The 15,471-nt window shown below is 45.0% G+C and carries 10 protein-coding genes; 3 read left to right on the plus strand and 7 right to left on the minus strand.

Annotation, left to right across the window (positions count from 1 at the left end; genetic code table 11):
* Positions 1-487: 487 nt before the first annotated feature.
* Positions 488-1,216: a Dph6-related ATP pyrophosphatase gene (locus tag ABR189_RS20150; RefSeq protein ID WP_354662276.1), complete on the minus strand. Its 729-nt coding sequence runs from the start codon at positions 1,214-1,216 to the stop codon at positions 488-490.
* 681 nt (positions 1,217-1,897) lie between these two features.
* On the opposite strand from ABR189_RS20150, the gene ABR189_RS20155 reads away from it, so the two are divergent.
* Together ABR189_RS20155 and ABR189_RS20160 are read left to right on the plus strand one after the other, a co-directional pair.
* Positions 1,898-2,413 carry a hypothetical protein gene (locus ABR189_RS20155; RefSeq protein ID WP_354662277.1) on the plus strand — a complete coding sequence of 172 codons (516 nt, stop codon included), beginning with the start codon at positions 1,898-1,900 and terminating at the stop codon, positions 2,411-2,413.
* Between the two features lie 18 nt (positions 2,414-2,431).
* Positions 2,432-2,911, plus strand: coding sequence for a YcxB family protein (locus ABR189_RS20160; protein ID WP_354662278.1), 480 nt, complete (start codon positions 2,432-2,434; stop codon positions 2,909-2,911).
* 63 nt (positions 2,912-2,974) lie between these two features.
* Here the strand turns inward: ABR189_RS20160 and ABR189_RS20165 are convergent, their stop codons facing one another.
* The 4 genes from ABR189_RS20165 to prs form a co-directional block, all read right to left on the minus strand.
* Entirely contained in the window at positions 2,975-4,450 is a 1,476-nt protein-coding gene (locus ABR189_RS20165) for a SusD/RagB family nutrient-binding outer membrane lipoprotein (RefSeq protein WP_354662279.1), read from the minus strand.
* Between the two features lie 33 nt (positions 4,451-4,483).
* Positions 4,484-8,104: a SusC/RagA family TonB-linked outer membrane protein gene (locus ABR189_RS20170; protein WP_354662280.1), complete on the minus strand. Its 3,621-nt coding sequence runs from the start codon at positions 8,102-8,104 to the stop codon at positions 4,484-4,486.
* A gap of 211 nt (positions 8,105-8,315) precedes the next feature.
* Entirely contained in the window at positions 8,316-8,771 is a 456-nt protein-coding gene (locus ABR189_RS20175; RefSeq protein ID WP_354662281.1) for a GNAT family N-acetyltransferase, read from the minus strand.
* A gap of 281 nt (positions 8,772-9,052) precedes the next feature.
* The gene (gene prs / locus ABR189_RS20180; RefSeq protein ID WP_354662282.1) at positions 9,053-9,991 is read right to left on the minus strand and encodes a ribose-phosphate diphosphokinase; all 939 of its coding nucleotides are present in this window, start codon (positions 9,989-9,991) and stop codon (positions 9,053-9,055) included.
* Positions 9,992-10,126: 135 nt separating this feature from the next.
* Between prs and ABR189_RS20185 the strand changes: the two genes are divergently transcribed.
* Positions 10,127-10,885: a carboxypeptidase-like regulatory domain-containing protein gene (locus tag ABR189_RS20185; protein ID WP_354662283.1), complete on the plus strand. Its 759-nt coding sequence runs from the start codon at positions 10,127-10,129 to the stop codon at positions 10,883-10,885.
* Positions 10,886-10,897: 12 nt separating this feature from the next.
* Here the strand turns inward: ABR189_RS20185 and ABR189_RS20190 are convergent, their stop codons facing one another.
* Positions 10,898-12,226, minus strand: a complete 1,329-nt coding sequence (locus ABR189_RS20190; RefSeq protein WP_354662284.1) for a TolC family protein — start codon at positions 12,224-12,226, stop codon at positions 10,898-10,900.
* Between the two features lie 56 nt (positions 12,227-12,282).
* Positions 12,283-15,417, minus strand: a complete 3,135-nt coding sequence (locus ABR189_RS20195; RefSeq protein WP_354662285.1) for an efflux RND transporter permease subunit — start codon at positions 15,415-15,417, stop codon at positions 12,283-12,285.
* Between the last annotated feature and the right edge of the window lie 54 nt (positions 15,418-15,471).

Consider the following 15,471-nt stretch of genomic DNA (forward strand, 5'->3'; position numbering starts at 1 on the left):
TTAGGGCGCCTTTCTAGGTGCCCTTACTTTTTTTAGCAAGTTGGTTTAATACCCCTGTTTTTTAGCTCCATTTACCTGGCTGCCTACCTCTTTTTTCCGGGTGGTTTAATTATTTTCTAAAAAAACGTTCCTTTTTTCATCTTTTTCAATTTACCGGCACTTATTTTAAGTATTTCGAATATTTAATAAATGATTATCGTCATTATATAATTTTATTATATTTGTTATTGTATTAATTTTTATTATGGTTACTGTCCTATGAAAAACCAAATATTCCTACACCGCATGATTCATCATGCACTGTAAATGACTCTCGAAAGCAATGGTTCGCCATTGCTTTTGTTTTTTTAGGGGCAGTTATCCAGGTGGAGGGATAAAAGCTTTGAGCTGCGAGCCACGAGCTACGAGCTAATGGGGGGATTTTCAGGTGCGGGGATTCAAATGGGGAATAACGCGCTGCGAGTCAGTGAGGGGATTTTCAGGAGTATCACACTTCCAGCAATTCTTTAAAATAGAATCGGTGATCCCAGGTGGCAGGTGCTTTTTGTGAGGTTTCCCCCTTCTGGGAGGTATTGATGGCGGGATAGGTGCGTTCTACTGTTTCGCCTGGTATAAATTTTACCGGAGCTTTAAATAAGGGGCCATCAAAAACAAAAGAATGGAATTCTCCATTTTCGCCACAGGGATCTACATGGGGAGGTAAATCGCGCAGAAAGCCGGCGTCTATGATCCGGCCTACAAAACTTTCATCCAGGTGACGGGTATTTACACATACTATAATCGCTTTAAATCCGGCAGATACTATATTTTCAGCTAATTCACGCGTGTTTTGCTGCCATAAAGGAAATATTCCTTGCAAACCAGCCTGTGCCAATTGCTTTTCCCGGTATTGTTTCAGGTCTTCCAGGAAAATGTCCCCAAATACCGCATAACGGATATCCTCGGCCAGCATGCCGGCCATCTGTTGCCGCATCAGGTCATTGTATTCCTCCATAGCAGCATGTTCGTTCAAAAATGCCTTTTTCAGGGGAATACCAATTTGCCGGGCCTGTTCGTCGAGCAGTGATTCCCGGACACCATGCATAGATACCCGCTTATGTGCCGCATTCAGGGTGGTAAACAGGTAACGGATATCGTATTCCCGTTGTTGCTGCAATTGCCAAAGCGCAAAACAAGCGTCTTTGCCACTACTCCAGTTCATAAAAGCAGGTTTCATATGCGTAAATGTTATTAATTGCAAAAATAACAGCTGTTAGCCATTGACTGTCAGCTTTTAGCTTAATGCAGCGGAAGAGAGCTGTTAGCCTTTAGCTATTAGCTTTTAGCTCAATGCAGCGGATGGTTCAATGATAGTTATATGCTAATGATCTGTTGTCTGTGTGGTAATTTTGCCCCACAGAATGGTTTTGTTAAACCCATTTCATAGCCTTTTATGCTCTATTCATACTCTATCTATGCTTTAACCATGCTTTAACCATGCTTTAACTATGCTTCAAGCATGCTTCAAGGGGCTGACCGGCTATACCTTCAGAACGCTTTTACTATGCTTAAGGTAGTAGCATAACAGCAGCTGCTCAAGATACGGACTACTTCAGAAAGGTTTTACCTGCGTTTATTGATATGGTATATTTTAATAATTTTTAAAATGTATTAAATCAATCTTATGATACAATATTCTCCGCTGCATTTTGCTCACAGCTTACAGCTCAGGGCTCGTAGCTCTCCTCTGCTAAAAGCTCACAGCCAATGGCTCACAGCTAAAATTAAAAGCTTTTCAAACGGTGATAGCCATGTGCAAGTGGTAAATGAGGAGGAACAGCGGGATAGCTCGAGAATTTTGTTTTTTGGGATTTGTAATTTCTATTTTGTATTTTTAGACTTGAAAATTTTACACCTTATGAAAAAGCTGTTGTTTCTTCTGATGGTTATCATAGCCACAGCTGCTTCAGCCTACGCCAGCACAATAATTATAGATCCCAATCATGATGAGAAGGGACCTAAAAGTGGTGAAAAAGGTGGTGACAATGCCGATCATCGGAATAATCCTAAGAATAATTCCAAGCCCACTAAGGTAGAGGAGTTTGTATGGATGTTGCCACGTGAGGTTGAAAAAGTAGACGAAGGAGAGCTGGAAAAAGCTATAGTTGATTTATACAAATGGTATCTGCAAAATGAAACCAAGATCAATACCAACGATTTTCTGAAAGGCGGTGGTAAGGAGCTGGTATTTCCATTTAAAGTAGAAGCTAAAACCCTGCAGCAGTACTTTCTGTTTGTAAAGAAAAATTTCCCTGGATTGAGCGAAGACGACCTCAGCAATGTAAAACGTTCTTTGTCCAATCGTAAGAAAGACGCACCCGTTACTGTGCGCGATGACATGGAAAATCCTATGTCCATTTCAGTAACCAGATAAAATGTATGCCAGGCCATAATGCATTTAGAGTTCAGTTATAACAAGGAGGAAGTATTAAATGCATTGCGCCATCATTTTATGCAACGGGGCGAAATAAAAGTTTTCCGTAACACCCTTATTATCTTACTCTTAGCTACCCTTGGCGGGTATGTATTTCATTTAGTAACACCACAGGCATTAACAGGAATCGCTATCATGGTGGTACTGCTGGTACTGGTATTCTGGTACATGTTGCCCATTTCCACCTATAACAAAGCAGCCACCTTCAAGGATAATATACAACTCCAATATTCAGAGGAAGGGATGGTTATTTCTACAGGCCGTAGTGAATACCAGCGTTCTATCAGCTGGAATAATTTTTCCCGCGTGGTAGAAACCAAAACCTTTTTTTTCCTTTATAAGGATAAAAAATCCTTCTTTCTTATTCCCACTAGTGCTTTTGAATCAGAAGCAGAAAAGAGACGTTTCGGTCATTTATTACAACAAAAAGTAGGGTAAAGCAAAAGGCCCGCTCAGCCATGATAGCTTGAAACGGGCCTTTGTGTGTATGGTTGTTGCGTGTTAAAACTTATTCCACCATAGTTTGGTGCCTTTGGTATCACCACCTATAGCCTGTGATGCCGCATCATAATTGGCTTTATTTTGCTGCTGTTCACTCACCGGATAAGTAAGGCGGTAAGGAACTACTGTTACATTCTGATCAAGAGAGGGGTCCACAGGTGCAATAAAGAGATCCGCTCCGCCAGGTTTTTTGAAGTGCAGGCGGGTACGTTCAAACCATCCCTGGAAACCTTGCGGGTATAATGCCAGCCATTTTTGCGAGCCGATCACGTTTCTCCAGTCAGCTGCGTTATAAGGTACCTTGGTCAGGTAATTATCAACAGCAGGCTGGTCAGTGATCCCCCAATAGTTTAACGAAGCGGTTACCCCATTTTTGTAATGTGTTGCCGCATCACCCCCCACGCTAAACCCACGGGCTGCAGCTTCGGCCAGTATAAAGGCTACTTCAGGGTAGGTAACCAGGATACCCTGCATATCAGCAGCGTATATTCTTTTGCCGGGGATAGAATATTTATCCTGCCCTTTTCTATTGGGATTAGCAGCATCTGTACCATAAGGCATGCCTACATAATCTGTGATACTGGCATCTGCAGGGAGCCGGGCAAATATTGGCAACCGCGGATCACTTACACTCTTCATATAATCTACCAGTGTGCCACTTACAAAAAATTCTGTCAACCCTCTTTCAGAATCATTGTATGGAAACTTGTTAGGTGCTGTATTCAGGTATTGAAATACAGCGTTATCATCATTGCTGCTGATCGCATTCATGTAATTGGCTTCAATGATACTTTTGGCTTTGGCCTGGTCTGCATCTACCATACGTATCGCCATTCTTAACAGCAGGGTGCTACCCAGTTTTTTCCATTTGGCTACATCTCCTCCATAAATAATATCACCGGATTTAAAGGAAGGTTGTGCTACATTCAGCAGTTTTACCTGGTTTTGCAGAGTATCTATTAACGCCGTATAGATTGTTTTAGCATCATCATATTCAGGCGTGATGTTAGTGGCTACCTGCATGGTAGATTTAAAAGGAATATTACCATAGCAGTCTGTCAGGATCTGATATATCCATACTTTCAGGATAGAAGCGATTGCAATCTGATTAGCTGTTTCTTCCTGTGCTGTATGTGATCTATTGAGCCGGATAATTTCTTCCAGGTCGCGCAGCGTATTGGCATAAAAGGAATTCCATAAGGAATTATTAATGCCTTCATCCAGGAGATAACGGCTGTCATTGGCTTTATCATTGGCTGCCCAATATTGCGCATAAGGCATCCCTATGCGGCCATTTTGTAACCCGTTGTAGAGAAAGTCCATGGCGCTTTTTTCTGCATTGCTCAGCAATGTTGATGTGGGGGTGCTATTGGCCTTGGTGGGATCATGATTCATATCTTCCAGGTCTTTACAGCCGGCAAACACCAATCCAAGTAGTAAGATAATGCTGCTATATTTAAAAAGTCGTTTGTTCATGTCAGTTATATTTTGCATCAGGATTGCTCCGGATTAGAATGAAATATTCAGGTTAACACCAAAAGAGCGCAATGATGGTAAGGCACCACCTTCCAGGCCTTGTACATTACCATCAGAGTTGGTAATATTGGACGGATCCACATTAGGTGCATTGGATTTTATCAGCCAAAGGTTACGGCCGTATAAGGATAGGCGGGCCGTTTGAGCGCCTATCTTTTTATATACCGATTCCGGAATATTGTATCCTAATTTTACCTCACGCAGATAGATGTAGCTGGCATCATACAGATTGGCTTTACTGATGCGGTTACCACCATTCTGATCAAAGTGTGGACGTGCTGCAATAGAAGTAGTATTAGGCTTACCATCTTCTGTTACACCTGGTACGATGATTCCGTTTTCGCGGATACCGTTTTCAGCAGAAGTATATAATAACCCTGACCGGTTACCGTACAGGTTAGTATAGGAGAAGAAGTCGCCCCCCTGCTGGAAGTCTACCAGTGCTGACAGATAGATACCTTTATAGCTGAAGCTGTTGGTAATACCTCCTATAAAGTCAGGGTTTACATTACCAATCTTCACTACCTTGTCTGTTACCTTGTAGAAACCATCCGCTCCTACCACTCTGTTGCCATTATTATCATATACATAGTCTGTACCCATGATGGTACCCAGTGATTCTCCTACCTGGGCAGTGATGGATACTTTATTGGTACGGCGGTCTGTACCCAGTGTGATTGCATCCAGTGCTTTTTCATACTGATCAATATTCATGTTCAGCAGCTTGTTGCGATTGCGGGCCAGGTTGGCGTTGATATCCCAGCGGAAACCATTTTTAAGCCTGATGGGATTTAAGCTTAGTCCTATTTCAAAACCCTGGTTTTGTACACTACCTCCATTTACCAGTATGGCTGTGTAGCCTGTGGGTGCAGGTACCGGCAATGCAATGATCTGGTCTTTGGTAGTACGATTATAGTATGCAACGTCTAAGCCTATATGATTATCCAGGAACTTCAACTCTGTACCCACTTCATATTCATTGGTACGTTCTGCTTTCAATGCAATATTGTTTCTTGCATCAGGAACGGTAGTGAGTGGGTTGCTGCCAAAAGGTTGCAGGAAGTTATAAGAGTCGTAGATCTTATAAGGATCGGTATCATTACCTACTGCAGCTACACTACCTCTGAGTTTACCAAATTCCAGCCATTTCCATTCCTTCAGCAGATCAGAGAACACGAAAGAGAGGGAAGCAGATGGATAGAAATAAGGGTTATTGTTTTTAGCAATGGTAGAGCTCCAGTCGGAACGGCCGGTAAGGTCCAGGAACAAGAGGTTCTTATATCCTAATGAAGCCGTAGCGAAAGCGGAGTTGATTTGTTTTTCAAAATACTCATCGATAGGAATCGCTGTTTGCAGGGAGTTGTTCAGGTTATAAGTACCCGGAACGATCAGACCGCCTACAGTACTACCGCCGGTGGTAGACCATTTCCGGTGCATCACATTACCACCCAGGCTAGCGTTGAATAAAAAGTCTTCGCCAAAATTCTTTTTGGCATTAGCCGTAAACTGGTAGTTCATTTCCCTGGAGCTGCGTACACGTTTGATATAAGCGCCCAGGAGGTAGTCCTGTGCTGTTCTTTCTTCTTCCAGGGTGCTATAGTCGTCCATGAATACCCGGCCACTTAAGTTCAGCCAGTCGGATACTTCATAGTCCAGTCCAGCAAAGCCATAGGTACGGGTACGGCTATCCGTTTCGTAGTCCATGTAGCGGTTCCAGTAGGGACCATTACTGAAGTTTACCGTAGGGTCATTCCAGGCTTTACGGTTCCAGGTGAGCTGTGACCCGTCTGCGTAGGCATAACGTTTTTGCATTTCATTATCCAGCTGGCGTTGTCCAAACATGGTAAACTGCAACGTAGCATTTGGACCGGTGAAGCCTGTACCTGGACGAGCATTGGCTTTGAGTATACTATAATTGATGCCCGCTACTGCATTCAGGTTTTTGGCGAGACGGTAGTTACCGTTGAAGGAAACATTATTACGACCCAGGTCGGCATTGGGTAATACGAAATTTTGTTTCATGTTGCCATATGACAGGCGGAAGGAGCCATTGTCATTGGAGCCGCTCATGGAGATATTGTTAGTGAGGGTAAACCCTGTTTTGTAGAAATCCTTCACATTGTTGGGATGTGCAGACCAGGGCGCTGTTTGTCCAAAATTCGGATTGTTTTTACCCTTATCCCATGACCAGTAATGGCGTACAAGTTTGCCATCCAGTTTAGGTCCCCAGGATTCATCCGCATAATATTGCGGCATCAGATCGTATCTGCCCTTACCGTTATTATCGTCGTAAGTGGCGCTTTGTTCGTTGAGGAATCCTTCCGGATGTTGATTATAATAGAGGGTATCAAATGCGGTGCTGTATCCACCACCATATTGGTTCTGGTATTTGGGTAATACGGCCACCTGGTCCATTTGTGCATTGATACTGTAGGTGATACCCAGGCCCTTTTCTGTATCGGGGCCTTTTTTGGTAGAGATGAGTACTACCCCGTTGGCACCCCGGCTACCATAGAGTGCGGTAGCAGCAGCCCCTTTCAATACGGAAATGGAGGACATATCTTCGGGGTTGAGATCCTGGATAGGACTACCGTAGTCATATCCACCACCACCGGTTTGCTGGCCGGCACTGTTGGTAGAGTTATTGATAATAGGCACTCCATCCACCACAAACAGGGCATTATTATTACCCAGGATGGATTTGGTACCCCTGATAGTTACTTTAGAAGATCCTCCCATGGAACCGGTATTCGTGTTTACCTGTAATCCGGCCACTTTACCGGACAGGGAATTCACGAAGTTGGTTTCCTTGGCTTCCTGCACCGCATTACCACTTACTTCCTGTATGGCATAGCCCACGGAGCGGGTATTCTTTTTAATACCGAGGGCTGTTACTACTACTTCCGACAGTGTTTTTTTGGTAGCATTGGCACTTGCCAGGTCTATTGTCAGTGGTTCTCTGTTTTCCACTACTATAGCCTGCTCGCTAAAGGTAGGCGCTGCGATCAGGATGGTGTCCCGCATACCGGCTTTGATGGAGAATTTGCCGTCTACATCAGTAGGCACGGTTTCTTTGGTCGTTTTATTTTTTACCATGGCACCAGGGACAGGTGTACCGCCAGGATCTTTCACCAGGCCTTTCAGCGCAAATTTGCCGATATCCTGTTTCAGGCTGGCGGAGTCAGGAGGCAGGATCAGGGCAGTATCGTTTTTAGGTTTAGCGCTGGTGTCCTGTGCCGGTTTAGCGGAGGTATCCGGGCGTGCAGCGGGCGTAGTATCCTGTTTGGCTTTACCGGAAGCATCTCCGGAGGCGGGTTTGATGATTACCGGAGCAGCGGTGGTTTTTTGCGCTGCAGGTACCGTTGTATCTTTATTGCCACTGGCAGGTTTAATCACTACAGGAGTGGCAGTAGCAGGTTTTACAGTCGTGTCCTGCTGCAGGCTGGCAGCTGACCAGTTGTTTAACTGGCTTTCCTTATCACTTAAAGCTGGCAGGAAGAGGGATGGGTTGGCGGGGGTACTGGCGTTACTGCTGTTTGACAGGCAGGAAAAGGCACAGCACAGCCCTAACCAGGCTAGTACATGGTTTCTCATGATCATCTCAAGATTAGGTTACAAATTTTAGGCAGTAAGTTCGCGATCACTGCCTATTACCATAGTTAATACACTTACGTCTATATGATAATACAATCAAAACGCCCTCTACAATGGGGTGTTGATGCTATTTTTTTTGAGAAAACGAAAATTAGTTACAGCAAATTACCAGTAAGGGCCTGGTTTTGAAACGGGTAACGATAGCTGGATGTTAGCTGGTGGCGGTTAACAGCTTTTTCATTTCATAATGAGCGATGCCCACTTCCATGAATTCCTGGCCATAGATTTCATATCCCAGCTTTTGATAAAATCCGGTGGCCTCTTTGCGGGCATGCATTACCAGCCTGTTAAATCCATTGGTGATGGCCTGCTGTTCCGCAAATGCAATAATATCCCGGCCTATTCCCTTGCCCTGTAGCACAGGTGATACGGCCATTTGCCGCAACTGTACCGTAGTTTCATCCAGCGGTGTAAGTATACAACAGCCCCTCAGGATGGTTTGTGTACCATCTGTTTCGAAACAGCCAATTAACAGATCGTTGATTTCCTTTTGCAGATATTCCGTAGTAAAAGTTAACCCCAGTGGTTTACGTAATACAATGTCTCTCAACTGTACCATTTCGTGGTACTCACAACTACCGTACTCGATCATACGAAAATTCAGCATGTAAAAATTTTAAACGATATCAGCTACTATAGGTTATCCTTTGGAAAACGGTTTAAAATAGCATTCCGGCAATATTACCCTTGGAGAAAACAACACAAACATCTTGCCAATACAGGCTTGCTGGCAGGAATCAGAGAAATACCCTGGGGAGGCAGTCCTCGTTCAGGCAGGAAGATGGGAATGCCTGTCCCCTTTCATCGCCATCCTGGTGCTGAGGATGTTATAGATTATGCGGGCAGGTAGCAGTGGCGGCCGGCAGGTAATAGCATTGCAAGGGTGTACTACTTTGGGTATTGCAGGGTATCGAAATAATCCAGGATCAGTTTATCGACAGATTTCACCACAAGCATATCATCCTGAATGGTAAGCGCAGCAGGGTGGGTATCTGTGCAGATAATTTTGGTGATCAGACCGCTGTCCTTGATTTTATTAAATCCATTTCCGGCAAAGATGCCATGTGTGGTGATTACGGCTATTTCGCTGGCACCGGCCTGGAGATAGGCTGCTGCTGCATGGAGAAGGGAACCACCGGTGCGGATCATATCATCATAAATGATCACTTGTTTGTCCTGTACATCCGCACTGATAGCTGTGATAGCAGTTTCTTCTCCGGAAAGACGGCGTTTGAATACAAAAGCCGCGGGTACGTGGAGGTCATTAGCCAGGGATTCTACCCACTTTGCGCGGCCGGCATCTGTACTGGCCAGCACAAATGGTTTTCCTTTTGCCAGTTCCAGTGCAGCTTCTTTCACGAAGGTTTTACCATACAGGTGTACCGGACGTATCCCGCTTTCAAAGTAATAAGTGATCCCATCCACATGAAGGTCTATCATGATCACTTTATTGCCGCTGGCAGTACCGGGCAGGGAGGAAAACAGGAGTGCACGTGTTTTTGCTTTTACGATCTCTCCATATTTTACAGCCCTTTCCATTGTAGAGTAGCCAAAAAAAGGGATTACAATACTGAGCGCCAATGCCCCATTTTGTATACATCCATGGGCAATATCAAATAATTCCAGCGTTTCTTTATCGTCAATAGTGCCACCTATCAATACCACTTCCTTGTTGCTCACATTGCTGCGGATGCGGTGATAGTGCTCGCCGTCAGGAAAATCGCGGATCTCTATTACGCCATTTTCCCAGGAGGGAACGCTGATGGACAAAATGCGGTCTTTCAGATATTGATAGCGCTGTGTAGCGAATATGATTTTTTGTGGCATATTATTAGTACGTTAACCAAAGATAATCTAAATGTTTAAATGCCATCTTTTCAGCATGTTAAGCTATAAAACAGCATGGGTATGTGTATTTTAACTTTTTATTTGCGGCTTGAAACTTAAATTTGAAGGATCGCTATGTTAATGAATCGCCTACTTATCTATATCGGAGCACTGTCATTTTTCCTGTATATTGGCCATCAGACTGGTTATGCGCAGGTGCGTGTAGCAGGTATGGTAACCGATGAAGATACTAAAACCGGGTTGCCAGCAGTAACAATTATCAATAAGAGAAATAACACTGGTACGCTGAGTAGTGAAAGCGGGCGTTTTTATATTGAAGCTATGCCAGGTGATACACTGGAGTTTTCCATGTTGAGTTATATGCGGAAAGAGGTACTGGCACCGGCTATGTCGGCTACGATCAATGTATCATTGACCAAGCGGATATTCGGATTGCAGGAGGTGAATGTTAAGGGCCGTAATTATCAGCGGGACTCTGCTGCGCTGCGGGATGAGTATGGAAAATACTTTAATTATAAGAAGCCAGGGGCAGTAGATGTATTAAAAACATTGCCTGCCAATCCTATCACCGCCTTATCCTACCTGGTACCCAGTAAGGCCCGTAAAAGAAAAGAACAGTTTCATGAGCAACTGGTGTATTGGGAAAAGGAGAAGTATATAGATTACCGTTATTCACCAGAAGTAGTGGCCCGTATGACAAAACTGGATGGTGCGGAACTGGATTCTTTCATGCTTAAGTATCGCCCCAGCAGTCAGTTTGCACAGGAAGCCAATGAATATGACTTTTTGCTTTATATCAAGCGAACCTTTGAGGAGTATCAGCAATCCAAGGGGATCCTCCGTAAAGAAGACAGTACACATACCAGCCGGTAATAATGCACCGGCTTATTTCAGCAGGTCTCCCTTTAATCTTAATAGTTCTGTTTCTGCCAGCTTGGTATTATACCGTGCCTGGATAATACGGTTATTCGCATCTTCCAGGCTTTGTTGTGCTTCTTTTAACTCCAGCGTGGTAGACACTCCCTGACGGAATCTTTCCAGCGCTACCATCACGTTTTCTTTAGCAAGGTCCAGGTTTTCTTCTTCCAGTGCAAATGCTTTTTTAAAGTATTCATAATCTTTAAAAGCGTTGCCCAGGGAGAGATCTACTTTAGCTCTTTCGTTATCTAGGGATAGTTGTTGCCAGGCGATATTCAGCTTGGCATCTTTTATCTGCCTTCTTACATTCAGTCCGTTAAAGATGGGAATGGTAGCTGCAAAGCCGTAGTTAATAGTACCATTCTGATTAAATACCGGGCTAAAGGAGTTGGTAGCCGCATTGGAATTATTACGGGTAAAATTATAGTTGGAATTAAAAGAGATCACCGGAAACTGGTCGCCACGTACTTCTTTCAGTGCCAGGCGGGATACGTCCAGGTTTTGTTGTGCCATTTTCAGTGCGGTATTCCCTGTGGGGATACTTTGCTGTAATTCTGCATAGGAAAGCGCGGTATTGAAGGGAATAGAGTCCTGTACATCATACGAGGTATTATTAGGTGTAACCCCCATCAGTTGGTTCAGTATAGCTTTCGACTGTTCGATCACCGTTTGCTGGCGGAGGAATGCCGCCTTTTGTGCATTGTAATCTACTTTAGCTTGCAAGAGGTCTGTTTTAGGTCCCAGTCCGGTCTGAAATTTCGCATCTGAGAGTTTTACTCTTTCTTCAGAAATAGACATTTGTTCTGCGATAGACCGGAGTTGTTGTTTGCCTTGTACAATATTATAGTAGCCACCGATTACTTCAGCCACGGTATTCACCACCTGATTTTTTACCCCTGTTTCGCCCAGGGCGCGGATCATTTCCAGTTTTTCGCGGGTAGCAAACATGCGTAGCCCGTCAAATAATGTCCAGCTCAGGTTGAGGCCAGCCGCCAGGTTATTGCCTTTAATACCGGAGGTATCGCGTTTATTACCATTGGCAAATTCCTGTTTGGTATGCGTATTGGTCCATAGTTTGGAAGCCGTAGCATTGAGGCGGGGCGCAAAAGCAAAGTTGGCGTATGCATAGTCATTCGCCGCTACATCTGCGGTATTTTTGGCCAGGCGTATATCAAAGTTGTTATTCAAGGTGAGATCCAGTGCCTGTTCCAGTGTAAGCATTTTTTGCTGCGCGGAGGTGCTGGCTACGCCCCCCATTAAGAATATGCACGTTATTGCTATATTGATCCACTTCATTTTAATCAGTTGTCTTGTAAATACTTTGCAAAAGGTGTAATAGTCCAGGTTTGTTATCAGGCATGTGCTGTTGCCGCCTCTTCCATTTTACCCTGCGTCATCATGTTATCTTCTTCTTCCTCTTCAGATATATGTCTTTTACGGGAAAGGAAGGAATACATTGCAGGAATTACGAACAGGGTGAGTATCAGCGAGAAGATGATACCACCCACGATTACAATACCCAGGGGGATACGACTGGTAGCCGCAGCACCAAGTGATAAAGCAATTGGCAATGCCCCCAGCGCCATGGCCAGACTGGTCATCAGAATGGGGCGTAAGCGCATAGAAGAAGCTTCTACTGCTGCGCTGAGCTTATCCATTCCTTCTTCCCTTTTCTGGTTGGCAAACTCCACGATGAGGATCCCGTTTTTGGTAACCAGCCCTATGAGCATAATTACGCCTATCTGTGAAAATATGTTCCAGGTCTGGTTAAAGATCCAGAGTGAGAGCAATGCCCCGGCAAAAGCCAGTGGTACGGTAAGCATGATGATCAGCGGGTCGATCCAGCTTTCAAACTGTGCCGCCAGTACGAGGTAAATGAGTACCAGTGCCAGTACCAATGCAAACATGGTATTAGAGCCGCTTTCTGCAAAATCGCGGGAGGAACCGGTTAGTGCAGTAGAGAAGGAATCATCTATTACCTGGTCTTGCTTCAGTTTATTAAAGATGCCGTACATGGCGTTGATACCATCCCCTACCGTTTTGCCTGGAGCAAGACTGGCAGAGATGGTAGCTGATTTATACCGGTTGAAGTGATAGATGATGGGAGGGCTGGTTTCTTCCTGGATGGTAACCAGGTTATCCAGCTGTATGGCTTCTCCTCTGGAATTGCGCACATAGAGATTTTGCAGGTCCATAGGTTTATCGCGGTTACCGCGGAATACCTGTCCCATAACCTGGTATTGTTTCCCATTCCGGATAAAGTAGCCATATCTTAGATTACTCAATGCCAGTTGCAGCGTAGAGGAGATATCATTTACAGATACGCCCAGTTCACTGGCCTTGGCGCGGTTAATATGAATACGCAGTTCCGGTTTATTAAACTTCAGATCCACGTCTACGCCCTGGAAAACGGGGTTATTATTGGCCTCTTCCAGAAAGCGGGGCAGTACCGCCGCCAGGCTGTCGAAGTTGATATGCTGAAGTACAAATGCCACGGGAAGCCCGCTACGGCGGCCTACCTGGATGGTTTGCTGCTCAATGGCAAATACGCGTCCTTCCGGAAAGCGGTACATATTGCGGTTCACCATATTCACGATATCCTTCTGGGAGCGGGTACGATCGTGCGGATCTTTGAGCATTACGTTGGCAAAAGCGCTATTTACCGCACCACCACCACTAAAGCCCGGAGCGGTTACGCTGAGTATGATTTTCTTTTCGGGGATAGAGTCCTGCATGAATTGGGTGAGCTGGTCCACATAATGGTCCATATAATCAAAGGAAGTACCTTCCGGAGCCGTAACAGACAGGCGGAAAGTGCTGCGGTCTTCCAGCGGCGCCAGTTCTGACGGCAATGATTTGAACAGGAAGAAGATCATGGCCAGACAGATAGCGATCACTACGGAGGCTACCCAACGTACCTTCATGAAATGTTGCAGGGAGTTTTTATACCCATCTTCCATCCAGCGGAAGAAAGGTTCCGTTTTTTCATACAGCCAGGAGTGGGTATGTGTTTTACGTCCCAGTTTTACGTTCAGTACCGGCGTCAGTGTTAACGACACAAAAGCAGAAATCAGTACGGCACCGGCCACCACGATACCAAATTCGCGGAACAGCTGTCCTACAAACCCTTTCAGGAAGATGATGGGAAGGAATACGAAAGCCAGCGTAATAGAGGTAGCGATTACCGCAAAGAAGATTTCTTCGGAGCCTTCCCTGGCTGCCTTCATACGTGGCATACCTGCCTCTATCTTTTTATAGATGTTTTCCGTTACCACAATACCATCATCCACCACAAGACCAGTAGCCAGTACAATAGCCAGCAGGGTAAGGATATTGATAGTAAAGCCGCACATATACATTATAAAGAATGCACCGATCAGGGATACCGGAATATCTATCAATGGGCGGAAAGCCATGAGCCAGTCGCGGAAAAAGAGATAGATGATCAGGATAACAAGTGTTAAGGCGATGATCAGTGTTTCTTCCACTTCTTCGATAGATTGTTTGATGAAGCGGGTATTATCCATAGCAATATCCACCTTAAAGTCCTGGGGGATATCTTTTTTCAGTTGTTCAAAGCGTTTATAGAATTCGTCTGCAATAGCCACGTAGTTGGATCCCGGTTGTGGGATCAGTGCCAGTGCAATCATAGGTACCCCGGATTCTTTCAGGATGGTTTCTTCGTTTTCGGGCCCCAGTACGGCCTGGCCAATATCGCGGATATGAATTTCGCTACCGTTGACGGTTTTGATGATAAGGTTATTGAACTCTTCTTCCCCTACCAGGCGGCCAAAAGTACGTACGGTGAGTTCTGTGGCATTACCGGCAATTTTTCCGGAGGGCAGTTCTACGTTTTCCCGGACGAGAGCAGCCTGTACATCAGAGGGCGTAAGGCTGAAGGCAGATAATTTGGCCGGGTCCATCCAGATGCGCATGGCATATTTCTTTTCTCCCCATATCTGAATAGCACTTACGCCGGGTATTGTTTGCAGTTTTTCGAGCAGTACGTTGGTACCAAACTCTGTTACTTCCAGCTGGTTGCGGGTATTACTTTGCACCGTCATGGAGATGATAGCATCAGAGTTAGCATCCTGTTTGGATACTACCGGCGGAGCATCGAGGTCGGGCGGCAGGGTACGTTGTGCCTGGGATACTTTATCCCGCACGTCGTTGGTAGCCGCTTCGAGGTCTTCTCCCAGTTCAAATTCCACGGTAATATTACTACTCCCCTGGCTGCTGCTGGAAGAGATATTTTTGATACCCGCGATACCATTGATGGCTTTTTCCAGTGGTTCGGTAATCTGGGTTTCAATGATATCGGAGTTGGCCCCTGCGTAAGAGGTCCGCACATTTACGATGGGCGGGTCGATGGCGGGAAAATCCCTTACCCCTAAAAAGGTAAAGCCCACAACACCAAAGATCACGATGATGATGTTCATCACAATTGCCAGTACGGGCCGTTTGAGCGATATGGAAGGTAAACTCATTTTAAAGAATTTGAAAAGACGAATAGCCAATAATGATCAGTCTGTCAGGAGTGG

Origin of the sequence: Chitinophaga sp. H8 (genome assembly GCF_040567655.1) — a bacterium.
In the GTDB taxonomy this organism is placed as follows: Bacteria; Bacteroidota; Bacteroidia; order Chitinophagales; family Chitinophagaceae; genus Chitinophaga; species Chitinophaga defluvii.

Excerpts from the sequence above, each read along its gene's own strand:
- ABR189_RS20160 (WP_354662278.1), top strand. The coding sequence starts at position 2,432 with ATGCATTTAGAGTTCAGTTATAACAAGGAGGAAGTATTAAATGCATTG.
- ABR189_RS20165 (WP_354662279.1), bottom strand. The coding sequence starts at position 4,450 with ATGAACAAACGACTTTTTAAATATAGCAGCATTATCTTACTACTTGGA.
- ABR189_RS20195 (WP_354662285.1), bottom strand. The coding sequence starts at position 15,417 with ATGAGTTTACCTTCCATATCGCTCAAACGGCCCGTACTGGCAATTGTG.
- ABR189_RS20185 (WP_354662283.1), top strand. The coding sequence starts at position 10,127 with ATGTTAATGAATCGCCTACTTATCTATATCGGAGCACTGTCATTTTTC.
- ABR189_RS20190 (WP_354662284.1), bottom strand. The coding sequence starts at position 12,226 with ATGAAGTGGATCAATATAGCAATAACGTGCATATTCTTAATGGGGGGC.
- ABR189_RS20175 (WP_354662281.1), bottom strand. The coding sequence starts at position 8,771 with ATGCTGAATTTTCGTATGATCGAGTACGGTAGTTGTGAGTACCACGAA.
- prs (WP_354662282.1), bottom strand. The coding sequence starts at position 9,991 with ATGCCACAAAAAATCATATTCGCTACACAGCGCTATCAATATCTGAAA.
- ABR189_RS20155 (WP_354662277.1), top strand. The coding sequence starts at position 1,898 with ATGAAAAAGCTGTTGTTTCTTCTGATGGTTATCATAGCCACAGCTGCT.
- ABR189_RS20170 (WP_354662280.1), bottom strand. The coding sequence starts at position 8,104 with ATGAGAAACCATGTACTAGCCTGGTTAGGGCTGTGCTGTGCCTTTTCC.
- ABR189_RS20150 (WP_354662276.1), bottom strand. The coding sequence starts at position 1,216 with ATGAAACCTGCTTTTATGAACTGGAGTAGTGGCAAAGACGCTTGTTTT.